Source organism: Cryobacterium sp. TMB1-7 (genome assembly GCF_004402435.1).
Taxonomy (GTDB): Bacteria; Actinomycetota; Actinomycetes; order Actinomycetales; family Microbacteriaceae; genus Cryobacterium; species Cryobacterium zongtaii.
In genome coordinates this window covers 196,198-212,748 of sequence record NZ_SOFZ01000022.1, presented here as the reverse complement: position 1 = coordinate 212,748, position 16,551 = coordinate 196,198, and the positions used below count along the sequence as shown (strand labels likewise).

Genomic DNA, 16,551 nt, shown 5'->3' with positions numbered 1-16,551 from the left:
GCCGGCCCAGGTGGTCTTTCCGCAGGTTCTACAGGTCACGGCTCGGCACACGGGGGACTCCTTCTGGTTGGCCAGGCCGGGCGGCCTGGAGGACCCAACAATACCCCATGGGGTATCCACTTCTCTGACCGGATGCTGAGCGTCGCGGGGTCGGGCCGCCCCGGCGGCGTAGGGTGGCGGCGTGCATCCCTCACCCGTGCCGACCTACACCGCAGCCCAGGTGCGCGAGGCCGAAGCCCCGTTCCTCGAGCAGGGAGTACCCCTCATGGCCCGGGCGGCCCTTGCGCTCGCAACCGAGGCAGCGGCCCTTCTCACGGCGCGGCGCGGCGGATCGGATGGCGGAGCGGTTGAGGATGCGCGCGTGCTGGTTCTGGCCGGGTCGGGCAACAACGGGGCAGACGCCTTGTACGCCGCGGAGATGCTGGCCGGCTGGGGCGCCACCCTCTGCATCCTGCCTACCAGCGACCGCCCACACCGGGAAGCGCTCGAGGCGGCCCTCGCGCACGGAGCTGACCTGCGCCCGATGGACGAACCTCCCGACGTCGTCACAGGCCTCGCTCGTTCGGCCGACCTGATCCTCGACGGCATCCTGGGCACCGGGGCCACCGGCAATCCCGCCTTGCGCGGAGTGGCGCGCGGCACTGTGGCGGCTCTTCTGCCGGCCCTCGCCGGTGAGCATCCGCCCCTGGTCGTGGCCGTGGACCTGCCCAGCGGCATCGGCGTGGACGATGGCAGCGTGCCCGACCCCACGGTGCTGCCGGCCGACCTGACGGTGACCTTCGGCGGTTGCAAGACCGGGCTCGTCACCCGCCCGGCCGCCGACTATGTCGGCCGGGTCGTCGTGGCCGACATCGGTATCGGTGACGAGCTGGAGCGCATCCGCCGACGTGACCTGGGCTAACGCGCCGGGAGCACAGGCTCCGGCAGCGCGCCGACCGCGGCGATCACCCGGGCGCGCAGGCCGTTGCTCCGTTCGGTGAACCCGCGTTGCCGCCGCACGTACTCGGCCTTGCCGGTCGGGGTCTCGATGGCGACAGGGGAGTAGCCCCACTCGGAGAGGTCGTAGGGGGATGCCTGCATGTCGAGTTCCCGGATGTCGCGGGCGAGGTCGAAGCAGTCCAGCAGCAGGTCCCCGGGAATCAGGGGACCGAGCTTGATGGCCCACTTGTAGACGTCCATGCCCGCGTGCAGGCAACCGGGCTGCTCCAGACGCGGCTGGTTCTCCCGGCTCGGCAGTACGGGGCGGGCCTGCTCCGAGTTGAGGTCCACGGCGGCGGGGGTGAAGAAGCGGAACGCGTCGAAATGCGTACAGGCGATCCGGTGGGATTCCACCACGGTGTCGGTGTCGCCCTGGCTGAGCCGCAGCGGCGATTCATGGCGGTGCTCGCCCTGTTTGTACACCATGGCCCATTCGTGCAGGCCGAAGCAGCCGAAATCGCCGGCTCGCTGGGCGGTGCGGCCCAGCAGTGTCACGATGAAGCGGATGCTCCGCGCGTTCTTCTCGATGAAGGCGGCGTGGTCGACGACCAGGTCGTCCCGCTCGGAGCGGTACCATTTCCACCCGGCGCGCTCCTCGGTCGCCGCGCCCTGCAGGACCACGTTGGCACCGGGGTGCCACCGCCGCAACAACCCTGGACGGAACGGGTAGTAGGTGAACAGAAAGTCGTCCACCGGATGCGTGTGTACGGTGCCGGCGCGTTGCCGGCGTCCCAGCGTGGCGGCGTCGGCCCGATCCTGGTGCCGACGTTCCAGTTCGCGCCAGTCGCCGGCGGTGAGCGCTGTGAGCGCGGTCGCGGGAGAGATGTGCACCATACGAGGGTACTCGCGGCCGTGCGGGGCCCGTCCAATCCGCAGGTCGGGTCGCCCGGCGGCGTGATCACCCCGTAGAGTAGTCACTAGGCGGAACGATGTTCCGCCCAGCAGAACATCGAACGCGACCCGGCACACTCACAAAGGAGCACAACATGACCGCGAACCCCTTCGACCTCACCGGCAAGGTGGCCATCGTCACGGGCGCCAGCAGCGGCATCGGGCTCGCCATGGCCGAGGGACTCGCGGCCGCCGGAGCCGACATCGTCGGAGTGAGCGTCAACATGCCGATGACCGGCAGCGAGGTCTCCCAGCGGGTTGAGGCACTGGGCCGCACCTTCACCCCCTACGACGCCGACTACGCCGACCGTGCAGTGATCACCGCCCTCGGCACCGAGCTGGCCGCCCTGAACGCCGACATCCTCGTCAACAACGCCGGCACCATCCGCCGGGCCCCGGCCGCCGTGCACTCTGACGAGTTCTGGGACGAAGTGATCGCCGTGAACCTGTCGTCGCAGTTCGTGCTGAGTCGCGCCGTCGGCGCCAACATGGTGGCTCGCGGCCACGGCAAGATCATCTTCACCGCCTCCCTGCTGAGCTTCCAGGGCGGCGTGAACGTGCCCGGCTACACGGCATCCAAGTCGGCCATCGTGGGCCTGGCCAAGGCACTGGCGAACGAATGGGCCGCGTCCGGCGTCAACGTGAACGCCATTGCACCCGGCTACATCGCCACCGCCAACACGAAGGATCTGCGGGCGGACGCCGACAGGTCCAAGGCGATTCTCGATCGCATCCCCGCCGGACGCTGGGGCGAGGCCTCCGACCTCGCCGGTGCCGCCGTCTTCCTCTCCAGCAACGCATCCGACTACGTCAACGGAATCACCCTGCCGGTCGACGGTGGCTGGCTCGCCCGCTAGGCGCGACTGAATTGCGGAAATCCCCCCTTCCTGTTGCCAGGCAAGGGGGGATTTCCGCACCACAGTGCAGCCTAGAGCGCCGGTACCCGCTCGCTTTCGAGCGGCGCCTCCGGCGGGGTGCCGTCGCCGAACGGGCGGCCGCCCAGGGCCTCGCGGCCGTGCGCGGTCAGCCACCCCGACGCATCCGGCCCAGCGGGCACGATGCCGGTGGGGTTGATGTCGCTGTGCGTCACGTAGTAGTGCTTCTTGATCTGCTCGAAGTCGATAGTGTCGCCGAAGCCCGGGGTCTGGAACAGGTCGCGGGCGTAGGCCCAGAGCACCGGCATCTCGCTGAGCTTGTTGCGGTTGCACTTGAAGTGACCGTGATAGACCGCGTCGAACCGGGCGAGCGTGGTGAACAGGCGGATGTCGGCCTCGGTGATGGTATCGCCCACGAGGTAGCGCTGGTTCGTCAGGCGTTCTTCGAGCCAGTCGAGCCTCGAGAAGAGGGCGCCGTAGGCCCGCTCGTAGGACTTCTGGCTGCCGGCGAAGCCACACTTGTAGACGCCGTTGTTGACGTCGTGGAAGATCAGGTTGGCGACCTCGTCGATCTCGGCGCGGAGGGCCACCGGGTAAAGGTCGGGCGCGCCGGGCCGGTGGTAGTCCGCCCACTCGGTCTCGAAGTCCAGGGTGATCTGGGGATAGTTGTTGGTCACGACCTTGCCGGAGGGTACATCCACGATCGCCGGCACCGTGATGCCGCGGGGGTAGTCGGGAAAGCGCGCGAAGTAGGCCTGCTGGATGCGCTCGATGCCCAGCACCGGGTCTACTCCGTTCGGGTCGAGGTCGAAGGTCCAGCTGTTTTTGTCGTGGGTGGGGCCGGGCATGCCAAGAGAGATGACCCGCTCCAAGCCGAGCAACCGGCGCACGATGGCGGTGCGGTTCGCCCACGGGCAGGCGCGGGCGGCCACCAGGCGGTAGCGGCCGGGTTCCACCGGCCAGCCGTCGCGGCCGTCGAGGGTGATGCGGTCTTCGATGTAATTGGTGTCGCGATCGAAGTCCTTGCCGGGTTCCACGTAACTGGGACGCAGCGTGCTGGGAGTGAGGGTCTCGTTGCTCATGGCTCCACGCTACGGGAAAGAACCCGTGCGTACGCATAGAGTTGCCCTCATCCGTGCAGGTGATGCACCGGCCAGCCGGCGACGTGCGCGAGCAGGTCCAGCAGCGACTGGGCGGAGGCGCGGGCCTCAGCCTGGCCGCGGGGATCGTGCACATCGAGGGTGAGGGGCGGGGCCTCACCGAATTTCGGGATGTCCACTTCCACCCAGCCGCCCTGCGGTAGCCCCACGAAAGCGGAGGCCGTCCGCGCCCCCTGCACCGGGGCATCCAGCGTCGCGGCGATCACGGCCAGCGCCTCGGGCTTGGTCAGGTGAATATCGGCGACGATGCTGGCGACGTGGTCCATGGGGGTCCTTCGATATCGACACGCACAGGCGCTGCCTGCTCAGCGTCAGCTTAACCGACCTTCGGTAGCTGCGGATGTCGGTGTCACTCCCTGGTCATCGCTCAGCGGCCCGGTGACCTGCACCTCGATGTGGCCGTTTTGGGGGTGCGCGGAACCTTAACGTGCGGCAAACGGCGGCGAGCGGGTTTCGTGACACCCAGTCGCTCCGGTATTGATTTTGTATGAGCTTAGAATTTCCGCCTGTAGCCCGGGACCTGCGTGCTGACCGGCCCGTCAGCGTCGGCGAACTGGCCACACCCGCCCGACTGGTACCGGGAGACACCCCGCTGGCCGACATCGACCGGACTTTCCGGGCCGAGCGCCAGCTCCGCTCCCTGGTCGTGCACGAGGGTGAACGATACGCGCTGTTGTCGCGCGAGCACGTGGAGTACACGCTCACCGGGCGACTCGGCTACGGACGGGGGTTGCACGTGAGGTCAACCGCGGCGCATATGGTGTCGGAGAATTCCTTCTCGCTGCCGGGACACCTCGAACTCGGCCACGCCGCCCAGCGCATCCTCGCCCTGCCGGAGGAGTCCCGATATCGGGACGTGCTGGTACTCACCGATGCCGGGCCCGGTGTTGTCGCGGTCTCCCAGCTGTTCGAGCGGCTGTCGTCCGACTTCCGCTACGCCGCACTGCACGATTCCCTCACCGGACTGGCCAACCGGCGCCAGCTTGAGGAGCGGGGCTCGACGTTCACCGCGGATGACCTGGCCGGCGTGGCCGTGTTGTTCATCGACCTTGACGGGTTCAAGGCCGTGAACGACACCTTCGGACATCGGGCCGGCGACGAGGTCCTCGTCGAATTCGCCGACCGGCTGCGCAGGCTGGTGCGTCCCACGGATGTTCTGGCCCGGCTGGGCGGGGACGAATTCGCGGCGCTTCTGGTTAACGTGACGGAGGCCCAGGCCCTCGACGTCGCGGACCGAGTGCTGATCAGTGCCACCGCACCGTTCCCGAGCGACGGCCACCTGCTGCACGTATCCGCGTCGGTAGGTGTCTCGATGGCCGTCGACGTGGTCGACGAACTGGAGCTGAACCAGCTCGACGCGCTGCTCAGACACGCCGACGGAGCAATGATCAAGGCCAAACAGTCCGGCAAACGCCAAGTGGCAAGGCTCGACGGACAGGGCGCCGCGCCGATCACCCGGAACGCGCTCATCCGCCGTCGGCTCACGGCGGCGTTCGAATCCCGCACCTTCGCACTGAACTATCAACCGCAACTTGACCTGGTCACGGGAGACTGCTCCGCCGTCGAGGCTCTGCTGCGGTGGAACGACAGGGTGCTGGGTGAGGTGTCGCCGGCCGAGTTCATCCCGATCACGGAGCTGTCCGGCGACATCCACCGCATCGGTGAGTGGGTGATCGACCAGGCGTGCGCCCAGGCGCGCCAGTGGCTGGATGCGGGTGAGCCACGCAGCATCGCGATCAATGTGTCGCCCCTGCAGCTGGCCGCCCGCACCCTGGTTCCGCAGGTGCTCGCGGCACTCGCCACCCATGGGGTGCCCGCGGAGCTGCTGCAGGTTGAGATCACCGAGGGGTCCGCGATCACCGACCTGCCGCGGGCGATCGGCCAGCTGCAGGCGTTGCGGGACGCGGGCCTGAGCATCGCGCTCGACGACTACGGAACCGGGTACTCGTCGCTGGCGATGTTGCGTGACCTCCCGCTGACCACCGTGAAGATCGACAAGACCTTCATCGACACGATCGAGGACTCGCCCCAGGATGCGCTTCTGGTGGGTGGGGTCATCGACACGGCCCACGCGCTGGGCCTGCGAGTGACCGCTGAGGGGGTGGAACGTCCCGGCCAGTTGCACCTGCTTCGGGCCATGGGCTGCGACACCGCGCAGGGCTACCTGATCTCGCGGCCGGTGCCCGCCGAGCTGCTGCCGGCGGCGCAGTCGTGCTGACCCGAACGGGCTGATGCGGCGTACACCTCGCGCATCTGCGCCGTCCGGTTGATAATCGGCAGCGTACGCAGACGCACCTTCCACCACCGATGGCACGGGCAGCGAGGTCCGGGCAGCGAGGAGACATCATGAGCACGAAGCTCAACCCCTATCTCGGATTTCGTGACAACGCCAAGGAGGCGATGGAGTTCTACCACTCGATCTTCGGCGGCGAATTGACGCGCAGCACGTTCGCGGAATACCAGGCCAGCGAGGACCCGAGCGAGAAGGACAAGACCATGCACGCGGCGCTCACCACCCCGAACGGCCTGTCGTTGATGGCGGCGGACACCCCGAACGCCATGGAGTACACGCCCGGCAACAACTACTCGGTCTCGCTCAGCGGCGACAGTGACGACGCCGCAGTCTTGCGTGTCTACTGGGACCGGCTTGTCGACGGCGGATCGGTGACGATGCCGCTGGAGGTCGCGCCGTGGGGCGACAGTTTCGGCATGTGCGTCGACAAGTTCGGAGTGGCCTGGATGGTCAACATCGCGGGGGCCGCGCAATAGGTCGCGCAAGAGGCTCGACCGGTTCGACCACCCCGAACTGGGGTGGTCGGTTCTGGGCGTTCGAGGGCTGCCGTCGATAGCCTAAGCACATGACGACATCTCGGGGGAGATCCATGGTTCGTGCACGTTTATTCGTTCTGATCGGGGCTTTGGCGGTGGCACTCACGGGCTGCGCCGGGGAGGGATCGGCAGGCACCGCGGCCTCGCCAGAGCCGTCACAGACATCCGTCGCCAGCCCGACCGCAACGCCGGTGCCGACGGAAGCACCCGCGGCCGCCGCCACCGTCACCGGAATCGTTGTGACGCCCGAGGCCATGCAGGTGACCTCGAGCGACGAAAGCGTGGTGTCCTTCAGCTACTTCGACCCGATCGAGGACGTCGTCGCCGCCCTGACCGCGGCCTTCGGCGACGACCCGGTCGTGGACAGGGAATATCCCACCGTCGAGCCCGGCCCCCAGACCCGCTACGACTGGCCTGGGCTGCGGATAGTGGACGAGGACTGGCCCGCCACGGCGCCGCTGGACTCGAACTACTACGTCGTTCTCGAGGCGCCGGAACTGAACGGCGTGTCACTGACGACGATAGACGGTATCCAGATCGGCGACTCGGCGCTTGCGCTCGCCGATCAGTATCCGCACACCGTGACCGACGAGGACAGCTTCACCGTGTTCGTCGGCGGGGTCGCTATCCCCAGAAGCGACGCGAATCCACGAGACAACTCGTCGATCTCGGTGTGGGTGTCGACCGACAATCCCGAGCGCACGATCACCAGCATCTCCTCGCCGGCCGAGGACTACGGCGTCTGACCTCGCTGAGATGAACAGTGTCGTGGTCGGCTCCGAGGGTTCGCCGAGCAACGTTGCGACGCCGCCGAGGTCGACGCCGGGCATCAGGTCGGATTCTGCGCCGCGCGAAGACATCCGCGCGCTGGGAGACAAGCCCCAGAAATCGCGAATTTCTGGGGCTTAACTCACGGTTTGCGGGGGAGATCCGGGTTAGGTTGGGCGCATGGCGAGTGAAGCGACGGAGCTTGTTGTCCAAGGGCCACACGGCGAAAGAGTCATGCGCATCTCCAGCCCGAGCCGGGTGCTCTGGCCGGAGGTCGGCATCACCAAGCTCGACCTGGCCGAGTACCTCGTGGCGGTGGGGGAGCCCTTCGTCGCGGCCAACGGCGACCGCCCGGTGTCGCTGCAACGGTTTCCGGCCGGGATCGACGGTGAACAGTTCTTCTCGAAGAACCCGCCCAAGGGCGCCCCCGAGTTCGTGCGGGCGGTGCCGGTGGTCTATCCGAGCGGGCGCACCCATCCGCAGCTCGTGATCGACGAACCGGCCGGTGCCGTCTGGGCGGTGCAGATGAATACCGTGGTCTTTCACCCGTGGCCATCGCGGGCAGAGGACACCGACAACCCCGACCAGCTGCGCATCGACCTCGACCCGCAGCCAGGCACCGACTTCGACGACGCCATCCCGGTGGCCATCGAGCTGCGTGCCGTGCTCGCCGAGGCGGGCCTCACCGCGTTCGTCAAGACCTCCGGCAATCGCGGCCTGCACGTCTTCGCGCCCATCGAGCCGAACCGCGAGTTCCAGGTGGTGCGGCATGCGGTGATCGCGGCCGCACGCGAGGTCGAACGGCGGATGCCGACGACTGTCACCACGAACTGGTGGAAGGAAGAGCGCGGGGCCCGCATCTTCGTGGACTTCAACCAGGCGAACCGGGACCGCACCATGGCCGGTGCCTACAGCCCGCGGGCGCTCGCCCATGCGCCGGTGTCGTGCCCGATCACCTGGGACGAACTGGGGCGCACCGACCCCAAAGCGCACACCATCCTGACCGTGCCGAAGCGCCTGCAGAGCACCGGCGATCCCTGGGCGCAGATGCACGAGAAGCCGGGCCGTATCGACGTATTGCTTGAGTGGTGGGAACGCGACCTGGCCGCCGGGCTGGGCGAGCTGCCCTTCCCGCCGGACTATCCCAAGATGCCCGGCGAACCCCCGCGGGTGCAACCCAGCCGGGCCCGGCACGACCCGTAGCGCGGCTCCCGGCATCTCCGCCGCGCGACGGATGTCGGCCGGTCGGTTGCTGACTAGCGTTGCAGCCATGAGCACACCAACCCTCAGCGATCCACAACCCTCGACCACCGCGGCGGCGGTGCCGTTTCCGGATCGGGTGCCGTGGACCGCGGTGGCGGTGTTCGTGATTCTGGCGTGCGGCCTCGCCTGGCTGGTGGCCCTCCCACTCTGGCTGGACGGCAGCGGACTGGCCAACCCGCTCGCCGCACTCCTGCTGCCGGTCATGATGTTCACCCCCGGCATCGCCGCGCTCTTTGTGGTGCTCGTGGTGCAGCGCCCCCGCCCCCGATCCATCCCGGAGTACCTCGGCCTGTGGCCGTTGCGCCCGCTCAAACGCACCCTCTGGATGACCGTGTTCGGCCTTCTCGGCAGTGCCCTGCTGGTGATCACGGGCGTGTTCCTCGCCGCGGCGCTCGGGCTCGTGCAGCTTGACCTTGTGACCTTCTCCGGCTTCGCGCAGGTGCTGCAGGACGCCGATCCCACCGGGGCGGCCGCACCGTCCTCGGTTCCGGTTGGGGTCATCGTGCTCCTGCAATTGCTGACGCTCCCGGTGGCCGCGATCTTCAACGGTCTCTTCGCGCTGGGCGAAGAGATCGGCTGGCGCGGCTGGCTGCTGCCGTCCCTGCGCCCGTTGGGCACCTGGCCGACCTTGCTGATCAGCGGGGCGGTCTGGGGGTTCTGGCACAGCCCGGTGATCCTGCTCGGCTACAACTTCGCCCAGCCCAACCTGCTCGGCGTCGCCCTCATGATCGGTGGCTGCATGTTCTATGGCGTCCTGATCGGCTGGCTGCGGCTCCGCACCGGCTCGGTGTGGCCGGCGGTCTTCGCGCACGGCGCATTCAATGCCGCCGCGGGCTTCCTGTTCCTGGTGGCCGTTGACGGCACCTCCGCCGACCCTGTGGCGCTCGGCCCTCTGGGCTGGGTGGCCTGGATCGTGATGGCCGTTGTCATCGCGGTGCTCGCGCTCACCGGACAGTTCCGGATTCAGCCGGCCCTGCAGCGTCGGGCGCGTCAGCTGGCGCCGGCCGACCGCTAGGCGCACGTTCCCGAGTTGCCAGTTGCGGCCTCTTCGAGCGCATCGAGAGGGCGTCATCTGCCAACTCACTGTGGCACACCGTTGCGAGTTGCCAGTTCCGGCCCCTACGAGCCCATCCAGGGGGCGCCAACTGGCAACTCACCGGGCGTGTGTTGGTGGCTAGGCGGGTTCGCGGTGGTAGCTCACGAAGCGGTAGCGGAGGTCTGTGCGGGAGGTCTGCCATTCGGTGACGGCGGTCTGCGTGAACGCGGCGTCGATCACCGGAGCCAGGGTGTCTCCGACGGGTTCGGCGTCGACCTCGGTGACCTCGAGATGATCGGCCAGCGGCATGGCCTGGCGATAGATCTCGCCGCCACCGATGATCCAGACGCGCTGGCGGGCGCCAGCGGACTCCTGGGCGGCCCAGTCCAGCGCGGCCGTCAGGGAGTGCAGCACGGTGGCGCCCTCGGCGACCCAGTCCTCCTGGCGGGTGACGACGATGTTGTCGCGCCCGGCCAGCGGGCGGAACCGTTCCGGCAGCGAGTCCCAGGTGCGGCGGCCCATGATCACGGCGCCGCCGAGGGTGAGCTCCTTGAACCGGATGAGGTCCTCGGGCAGTCGCCAGGGGATGCTGCCGGCGTCGCCGATGACCCCGTTGACCGCCTGCGCCCAGATCAACCCGATCCGGGCGTCCTCAGACGGCAACTGGAGCCTTGATCGCGGGGTGGTGCACATAATCGACGACCTCGAGGTCCTCGAACTCGTAGTCGAAGATGCTGTCGCGCTCGGTGGTGATCTTCAGCCGGGGCGCCGGGAACGGGGCGCGGCGCAGCTGCTCGGTGACCTGTTCGAGGTGGTTGGAGTAGATGTGGCAGTCGCCGCCGGTCCAGATGAAGTCGCCGACCTCGAGGCCGGTCTGCGCGGCGACGAGGTGGGTGAGCAGCGCGTAGCTGGCGATGTTGAACGGCACGCCGAGGAACAGGTCGGCGCTGCGCTGGTAGAGCTGGCAGGAGAGCTTGCCGTCGGCCACATAAAACTGGAACAGGGCGTGGCACGGTGCCAGGGCCATCTCGGGGATGTCGGCGACGTTCCAGGCCGAGACGATGATCCGACGGGAGTCCGGGTCGGTCTTGAGGGTCTCGATGACCTGGGCGATCTGATCGATGTGGCCGCCGGCCGGGGTGGGCCAGGAGCGCCACTGCACGCCGTAGACCGGGCCGAGTTCACCCTGCTCGTCGGCCCACTCGTTCCAGATGCGCACGCCGTGCTCCTTGAGCCAGCCCACATTGCTCTCACCGCGCAGGAACCAGAGCAGCTCGTAGGCCAGCGACGGGAAGTGCACCCGCTTGGTGGTGATCAGCGGGAAGCCCTGGCTGAGGTCGAAGCGCAGCTGGGCGCCGAACACGCTCAGCGTGCCGGTGCCGGTGCGGTCGGCCTTGGTGGCGCCGGTTTCCAGAACCAAACGCAACAGGTCTTCGTACGGGGTGGCGATCGGGCTGGTCTCGGCTCGAGTGTTCATCGACTCAAACCTACAGGGCGATGCCAGAAGACGGGAGTCACATCCGGTGCCCTGGCCGCCAGACTCGGTAGCATGGGGCGGTGAAGCCCTTTCTGCTGCTGGCGACCCGTTCCGAGGATGAAGCCGCCGACGACGAGTACGCCGGCTTCCTGGCCGCCGGCGGCCTGCTGCCCGAGCAGCTGCACAGGGTACGCCTCGAGGCCGCCCCGATGCCGCCGATCACCCTCGCCGACTACTCCGGCGTGATCGTGGGCGGCAGCCCGTTCAACGCGAGCGACGCCGACGAGACCAAGTCGGCGGTGCAGCACCGCGTCGAAGGTGAACTCGCCGGCCTGCTCGACGACGTGGTCGCCCAGGACTTCCCATTCCTCGGCGCCTGCTACGGCATCGGCCTGCTCACCAGCTACCTCGACGGCGTCGTCGACGACACCTGGTCGGAGGTGGCCGGCCCCATCGTGGTGAGCCTCACGCCCGAGGGCAGCGCCGACCAGCTCTTCGGCCGGATCACCCCGACCTTCGAAGCCTTCGTCGGCCACAAGGAGGCCTGCACGGTGCTGCCGACCGGTGCGGAGCTGCTGGCCACGGGGGAGGACTGCCCGGTTCAGGCGTTCAGGATCGGCCGGAACGTCTATGCCACCCAGTTCCACCCGGAACTCACCCAGGCCGGCATCCTCACCAGGCTGCGGGTCTACCACGACAACGGCTACTTCGAGCCGGATGCCTATGACGAGGTCATCGCCGCCATCGATGCCTCGACGGTGACCGAGCCGGCCACCATCATGAAGGCCTTCGTGGAGCGGTTCGGCACGGCCTAACCCATTAGAGCAGTTTGCGCGCCGTGGCCCACGCCGTGAGCTCGTGCCGGCTTGAGAGCTGCAGCTTGCGGAGCACCGCTGACACGTGGGTCTCCACGGTCTTGGGGGAGATGAAGAGCGCACTGGCGACCTCCTTGTAGGCGTAACCGCGGGCGATCAGCCGCATCACCTCTTGCTCTCTGGCCGAAAGCCTGTCGAGCTCGTCGGTGGTCGCCGCGGTCTCGCCGGCGACCGCGCCGAAGGCATCCAGCACAAAACCGGCCAGGCGCGGCGAGAAGACGGCGTCCCCGCCGGCCACCCGGCGGGCGGCTTCCGATACCTCGGTCCCTGACGCGCTCTTGGTGATGTATCCGCGGGCACCGGCACGGATGACCGTGACGACGTCGTCGGCCGCATCCGACACGCTCAGGGCCAGGAACAGCGTCGACGGAGCCAGCGGCGCGGCGGCCCGGATCACTTCGGCGCCGCCACCGCCGGTGCCACCGGGCAGGTGCACGTCGAGCAGCACCACCCGCGGCTGGGTGGCGACGACCACCGCGATGGCCTCGTCGACCGTCGCCGCCTCGCCGAGCACCCGCAGCGCCGGGTCCAGCTCCGAGCGCAGCCCGGACCGGAAGATCGAGTGGTCGTCAACGATCACGACGGTGAGGTCATTCATGGGGTGTCTTCCTGGATGTCGAGGGGGAGGGAGAGCCGGATCTCGGTGCCGGTACCACTCGGGCCTGGGCTTACCGAGGCGGCGCCGCCGGCCCGCTGCATGCGGGCCAGGATCGACTCGCGCACACCCATGCGGTCGGCTGGGATGTCACCGATCGTGAAGCCCGGCCCGCGGTCGGTGACGCTGACCTCGATGGCGGTCGGCGACGACTCCACGTACACCGACACACTGCCGCCGGCGTGCCTTGCGGCGTTGAGGATTGCTTCGCGTGCGGCCGCGAGCAGGGCCTCGGGCACCTCCCGGTCGACGGAGCCGACCGCGACGACGTCCACGTGTACCGCATAGTCGCGTTCGACGGTGGTCGCGATACCGCGCAGCTCCGCGGCCAGGTCGACCGGACCGTTCGCGGCCCCGGTGAACAGCCAGTCCCGCAGATCGCGTTCCTGGGCGCGGGCGAGCCTGGCGGCATCCGAGTGCGGGCCCGCCTTCTGCTGGATGAGAGCAAGGGTCTGCAGCACCGAATCGTGCAGGTGCGCGGCCATCTCGGCCCGGCCGGCCTCCCTCTCGCGTGCCGCCCGCTCGTCGGAGAGGTCGCGGGTGAGCCGCACCGCCCAGGGGGCCACGACCACGGCGACCCCGACGAGCACCGACATGGCCGCCACGACGACGGTCCAGACGTTGGGGTTCTCGCTGGTGACGAAGAACAGCAGGATGCCCAGCGCCACCAGGACCAGCGCCCCGAGGGCTCGCACCAGCATGCCGGAGCTGCGGGGACCGGCGCCGCTGCGCAGCTCGGCGAACTGGCGCCAGGCCAGCCCGGCGCCCGCCAGTGCCACGATCGCGGGGATGATGGCGTCCAGCGGCAGGTCGGCGCCGAGCCGGTTGGCGATCAACGCGCCGGCCGTACCGACCAGCGCGAGCCCCAGCAGGATCTCGGTGACCGGCGCGCGACGGGGCTCCGGGGTGCCGGCATCCGCCTCCGGCCCTGCCGTTGCTACGGCCGGACCCGACGTCGCACCGGCGGACGGGGCGCCCGGCGGGGTGCGGGCATCGGGCAGGGTCACGGTGGAGCCGGTGAGCGCGGCCTTGGGCAGGGGGTCCCGGTGCGGGGCACTGCCGGCCGCGCCATCCGCCGATTCGTCGGGGGTCGTGGCCCACAGCCAGCCGTAGAGCAGCACCCCGGCGCCGCCGCAGAGGGCCAGTACGAAGGTCACGGTGCGTACAAAGGTGACGGGCAGGCCGGAGTGCCGGGCGAACCCCGCGCACACGCCGGCCACGATGCGCAGGCGTGGCCGCACGAGGTGCCCGGTGAAACGGGTGTCGGTGGGACGCAGGTCGGTCACAGCACCATCCAAGCACCCATGGGCTGCTCGCTCGCACCCCGAACCGCTTCGTCAGGGTGCAATCAGGGTCTTCCCCCATGGTCGGCCGCGCCGCACGGCAGCAAGATGGAGTCATGACCGAGACACCGTCCTACAACCCGCCGCCGACCCCGTACGGCGCTCCAAGCGCCACCCGGCCGCCCCAGGCCCCTGGCGGCGCCGCGTTCTTCGACTGGGTGCGTGGCCTCGGCTTCGTGCGTGGACAGGATCGTTGGCTGGCCGGCGTCTGCGGGGCCGTCGCGGCACGTACCGGTCTCGACCCGTTGATCGTGCGCGGCATCGCCGTCGTGGTCGCCATCCTCGGTGGCCCGATCTTCTTCCTGTACGCGGTGGGCTGGGCGTTGATGCCCGATGAGTCCGGTCGCAGCCTGGTGGAGCAAGCCGCCCGGCAGATCTTCGAACCTGCCATGATCGCCGTCGGTGTGCTGTTGTTTCTCACCTTCGTCCCGTGGATGCAGGGAATCTGGTGGCAGGGACCGCCGGAGGTCTGGGGGATGCCCGGCTGGCTGGAGGTGCTGCTGCGCACCAGCTGGGCCATCGGGCTCACCGCGGGCATCATCGTGCTGGTGATCTACATCGCCAAGCGAGTGCCGTCGCCGCGTAACCAGCCGGCTGGGGGCAAGACCGCCGGGGGGTACCAGCCCAGCACAGCGGCGCAGCCGAGCGCGGCTCAGCCGACCGCTCAGTCCGAGTCAGCTGGTGCGTCCCAGCCGACCCCCACCGCGACCTTCATCCCGCCGATTCCGCCGGTGCCGGAGCCGCCCGCCGCCGGCCCGTCACTCTGGGACGACCTGACGGGCAAAACCAGCGCGGCCGGATCAGCGCCGCACGGATCTGCGCCCTACGGGTCCGCCGCCCCTTACGGGACGGACCCCGGCCAGTCTGCCCCGGCGTCCACCTTCGACCCGCACAGCTACCGGGCGATCCAGCGCCGCAAGCACCTCGGCGCCGGCTTCATCTCCGTCGTCGCCGGTCTCGCCCTCAGCGCGGGAGCCGTCGCGGCATCCTTCGTTGCCGACGGGGCCTGGTCGAACAGCGCCTTCCTGGTGGGTGCCTCCGCCGCGCTCGCCGTGATCGCCCTGGGCATCGTCGTCGCCGGAGTACGGGGCAAGGAGGGCGGCTGGCTGAACTTCTTCAGCATCGTCCTGGCCGGCGCCATGGCCTGGACCGCCGTCATCCCGGTGGGAACCGATGTGGTCCCCGTCGGCGATCCCACCTGGCAGTACAGCACCAGCAGCCCCAACGGCTTCGCGATGTTCGCCGGCGCACCCGTGATCGATCTGACGGATGTCGACACCGCGCCGGCCGGCGCCGACCACACCGTCGACGTCTGGATCGCGTTCGGCGACGTTGAGCTGCTGCTGCCCGACAACCGCACCGTGGCCGTCGAGGCCAGCAGCCTCGCCGGCGGCGTGGATTACACGGGAATGGACGACCTCGACAGGGGCGGCGTGCTGTTCCACGACTCCCGCGTCGTGGCCGAGGGCCGCGGCACCGGCGTCACGACAGTCCGGGTCTGGACGCTCTTCGGCCAGGTCACCATCAACCAACCGGCACTGCGCTAGCCGGCACTGAGCTCGTAGGAGAACACCATGACCGACCCGAACAGCCCCACCGAAACCACGCCGCTGAAGACCTCACCGACGGCAGAGACTTCCTCCCCGACGCCTGACCGGCTGCCCAGACAACGACCGCTCTTCGCGACCATCCTCTGGGGCTCCCTGATGCTCGCGCTCGCGGCGTTCATGGCGGCCCGTGAGCTGGTGCCGGGTGGGTTCGACCTGGTCACCTGGCTTCTCACGGCTGTCGTGGGCATTGGGCTCCTGCTCGTAGTGGCCGGCATCATCGCCGCTTCCCGTCGCGCCGGCTGATGATGCCCCAGGACCGCGCGCATTTCCAGCCCCGACGAGCTAAACGACCCTGAACACCTTGCTGATCACGGGTTCATCATCCGTCAGCTGCCAGTCGGGCTCGCCGAGGTGCTTGCGGACGGCGGGAACCAGGGTCTCCCAGTAGTCGCGGTGCACGGTGCGCCAGTGCTCGAGCGTCGGCGCTTCGTGCTGCGCCTGCTCGAGGGTGACCTCACGAACCGTGGTCTCCACCACCTCGAGGATCTCGAGCACGGCGACGCGCGTGTTGGCGGAGTCGACCAGGGCGTAGAGCGAGCCCACGGTGGGCAGCGCCTCATCGGTCATCTCGTAGGCGACCCGCAGGTTGGAGGAGCCGGTCTTCGCCCCGGTCATGACCAGGGCCACCATCAGTTCGCGGAACTCGCTCGGTTCACCGAACACGAGCGGGGGAAGGGTGTCGATATCGGCGATCATGGTGGCTTTCTTACGCGGGCGCCCGCGTCTACGCGCGCGAGAGGGGAACACCAGCATAAGCGGCACTGACAGCTCAATGTCCCGGCGCGTCGCGC

The 16,551-nt window shown here is 68.9% G+C and carries 18 protein-coding genes; 10 read left to right on the top strand and 8 right to left on the bottom strand.

Annotation, left to right across the window (positions count from 1 at the left end; all coding sequences use genetic code 11):
- Positions 1-181: 181 nt before the first annotated feature.
- Positions 182-901: an NAD(P)H-hydrate epimerase gene (locus E3O60_RS09910; RefSeq protein ID WP_241993238.1), complete on the top strand. Its 720-nt coding sequence runs from the start codon at positions 182-184 to the stop codon at positions 899-901.
- On the opposite strand, the gene E3O60_RS09905 is transcribed toward E3O60_RS09910, so the two are convergent.
- The gene (locus E3O60_RS09905) at positions 898-1,812 is read right to left on the bottom strand and encodes a 3-methyladenine DNA glycosylase (RefSeq protein WP_134497947.1); all 915 of its coding nucleotides are present in this window, start codon (positions 1,810-1,812) and stop codon (positions 898-900) included. The two genes, E3O60_RS09910 and E3O60_RS09905, sit on opposite strands and share 4 nt — an antisense overlap.
- A 152-nt stretch (positions 1,813-1,964) precedes the next feature.
- On the opposite strand from E3O60_RS09905, the gene E3O60_RS09900 reads away from it, so the two are divergent.
- Complete coding sequence (locus E3O60_RS09900) at positions 1,965-2,726, top strand: SDR family oxidoreductase (protein WP_134497945.1); 762 nt, start codon at positions 1,965-1,967, stop codon at positions 2,724-2,726.
- A 71-nt stretch (positions 2,727-2,797) separates the two neighbouring features.
- Here E3O60_RS09900 and E3O60_RS09895 read toward each other — a convergent pair whose 3' ends face one another.
- The gene (locus E3O60_RS09895) at positions 2,798-3,826 is read right to left on the bottom strand and encodes a glutathione S-transferase family protein (RefSeq protein ID WP_088455901.1); all 1,029 of its coding nucleotides are present in this window, start codon (positions 3,824-3,826) and stop codon (positions 2,798-2,800) included.
- A 47-nt stretch (positions 3,827-3,873) separates the two neighbouring features.
- On the bottom strand, positions 3,874-4,170 hold the full coding sequence (locus tag E3O60_RS09890) for a hypothetical protein (protein ID WP_134497943.1): 297 nt from the start codon (positions 4,168-4,170) through the stop codon (positions 3,874-3,876).
- Between the two features lie 221 nt (positions 4,171-4,391).
- On the opposite strand from E3O60_RS09890, the gene E3O60_RS09885 reads away from it, so the two are divergent.
- From E3O60_RS09885 to E3O60_RS09865, 5 genes are all read left to right on the top strand, one after another.
- The gene (locus tag E3O60_RS09885; protein WP_134497941.1) at positions 4,392-6,122 is read left to right on the top strand and encodes a bifunctional diguanylate cyclase/phosphodiesterase; all 1,731 of its coding nucleotides are present in this window, start codon (positions 4,392-4,394) and stop codon (positions 6,120-6,122) included.
- A 128-nt stretch (positions 6,123-6,250) separates the two neighbouring features.
- Positions 6,251-6,673, top strand: a complete 423-nt coding sequence (locus tag E3O60_RS09880; protein WP_134497939.1) for a VOC family protein — start codon at positions 6,251-6,253, stop codon at positions 6,671-6,673.
- Between the two features lie 155 nt (positions 6,674-6,828).
- Positions 6,829-7,479: a hypothetical protein gene (locus tag E3O60_RS09875; protein WP_134497937.1), complete on the top strand. Its 651-nt coding sequence runs from the start codon at positions 6,829-6,831 to the stop codon at positions 7,477-7,479.
- Positions 7,480-7,681: 202 nt separating this feature from the next.
- Entirely contained in the window at positions 7,682-8,704 is a 1,023-nt protein-coding gene (gene ligD / locus E3O60_RS09870) for a non-homologous end-joining DNA ligase (RefSeq protein ID WP_088455906.1), read from the top strand.
- A gap of 67 nt (positions 8,705-8,771) precedes the next feature.
- On the top strand, positions 8,772-9,779 hold the full coding sequence (locus E3O60_RS09865) for a CPBP family intramembrane glutamic endopeptidase (RefSeq protein ID WP_134497935.1): 1,008 nt from the start codon (positions 8,772-8,774) through the stop codon (positions 9,777-9,779).
- Between the two features lie 159 nt (positions 9,780-9,938).
- Here the strand turns inward: E3O60_RS09865 and E3O60_RS09860 are convergent, their stop codons facing one another.
- Together E3O60_RS09860 and E3O60_RS09855 are read right to left on the bottom strand one after the other, a co-directional pair.
- On the bottom strand, positions 9,939-10,463 hold the full coding sequence (locus E3O60_RS09860) for a dihydrofolate reductase (protein WP_241993237.1): 525 nt from the start codon (positions 10,461-10,463) through the stop codon (positions 9,939-9,941).
- Positions 10,453-11,277 carry a thymidylate synthase gene (locus E3O60_RS09855; RefSeq protein WP_088455909.1) on the bottom strand — a complete coding sequence of 275 codons (825 nt, stop codon included), beginning with the start codon at positions 11,275-11,277 and terminating at the stop codon, positions 10,453-10,455. Before E3O60_RS09855 ends, E3O60_RS09860 begins: the two co-directional genes overlap by 11 nt.
- Before the next feature lie 80 nt (positions 11,278-11,357).
- Here E3O60_RS09855 and E3O60_RS09850 point away from each other — a divergent pair, with 80 nt between their 5' ends.
- Positions 11,358-12,092, top strand: a complete 735-nt coding sequence (locus tag E3O60_RS09850; protein ID WP_088455910.1) for a glutamine amidotransferase — start codon at positions 11,358-11,360, stop codon at positions 12,090-12,092.
- Positions 12,093-12,096: 4 nt separating this feature from the next.
- On the opposite strand, the gene E3O60_RS09845 is transcribed toward E3O60_RS09850, so the two are convergent.
- Together E3O60_RS09845 and E3O60_RS09840 are read right to left on the bottom strand one after the other, a co-directional pair.
- Positions 12,097-12,750, bottom strand: coding sequence for a response regulator transcription factor (locus tag E3O60_RS09845; RefSeq protein ID WP_088455911.1), 654 nt, complete (start codon positions 12,748-12,750; stop codon positions 12,097-12,099).
- Positions 12,747-14,093 (bottom strand): ATP-binding protein, encoded by a 1,347-nt coding sequence (locus E3O60_RS09840; protein ID WP_241993236.1) that lies wholly within the window; start codon positions 14,091-14,093, stop codon positions 12,747-12,749. The genes E3O60_RS09845 and E3O60_RS09840 overlap by 4 nt, the downstream gene beginning before the upstream one ends.
- A 113-nt stretch (positions 14,094-14,206) precedes the next feature.
- Between E3O60_RS09840 and E3O60_RS09835 the strand changes: the two genes are divergently transcribed.
- Positions 14,207-15,697, top strand: coding sequence for a PspC domain-containing protein (locus E3O60_RS09835; RefSeq protein ID WP_166788887.1), 1,491 nt, complete (start codon positions 14,207-14,209; stop codon positions 15,695-15,697).
- A 27-nt stretch (positions 15,698-15,724) separates the two neighbouring features.
- Positions 15,725-16,003, top strand: coding sequence for a hypothetical protein (locus E3O60_RS09830; protein ID WP_088455913.1), 279 nt, complete (start codon positions 15,725-15,727; stop codon positions 16,001-16,003).
- 39 nt (positions 16,004-16,042) lie between these two features.
- Here the strand turns inward: E3O60_RS09830 and E3O60_RS09825 are convergent, their stop codons facing one another.
- Positions 16,043-16,456: an ASCH domain-containing protein gene (locus tag E3O60_RS09825; RefSeq protein WP_165787912.1), complete on the bottom strand. Its 414-nt coding sequence runs from the start codon at positions 16,454-16,456 to the stop codon at positions 16,043-16,045.
- Positions 16,457-16,551 lie beyond the last annotated feature (95 nt).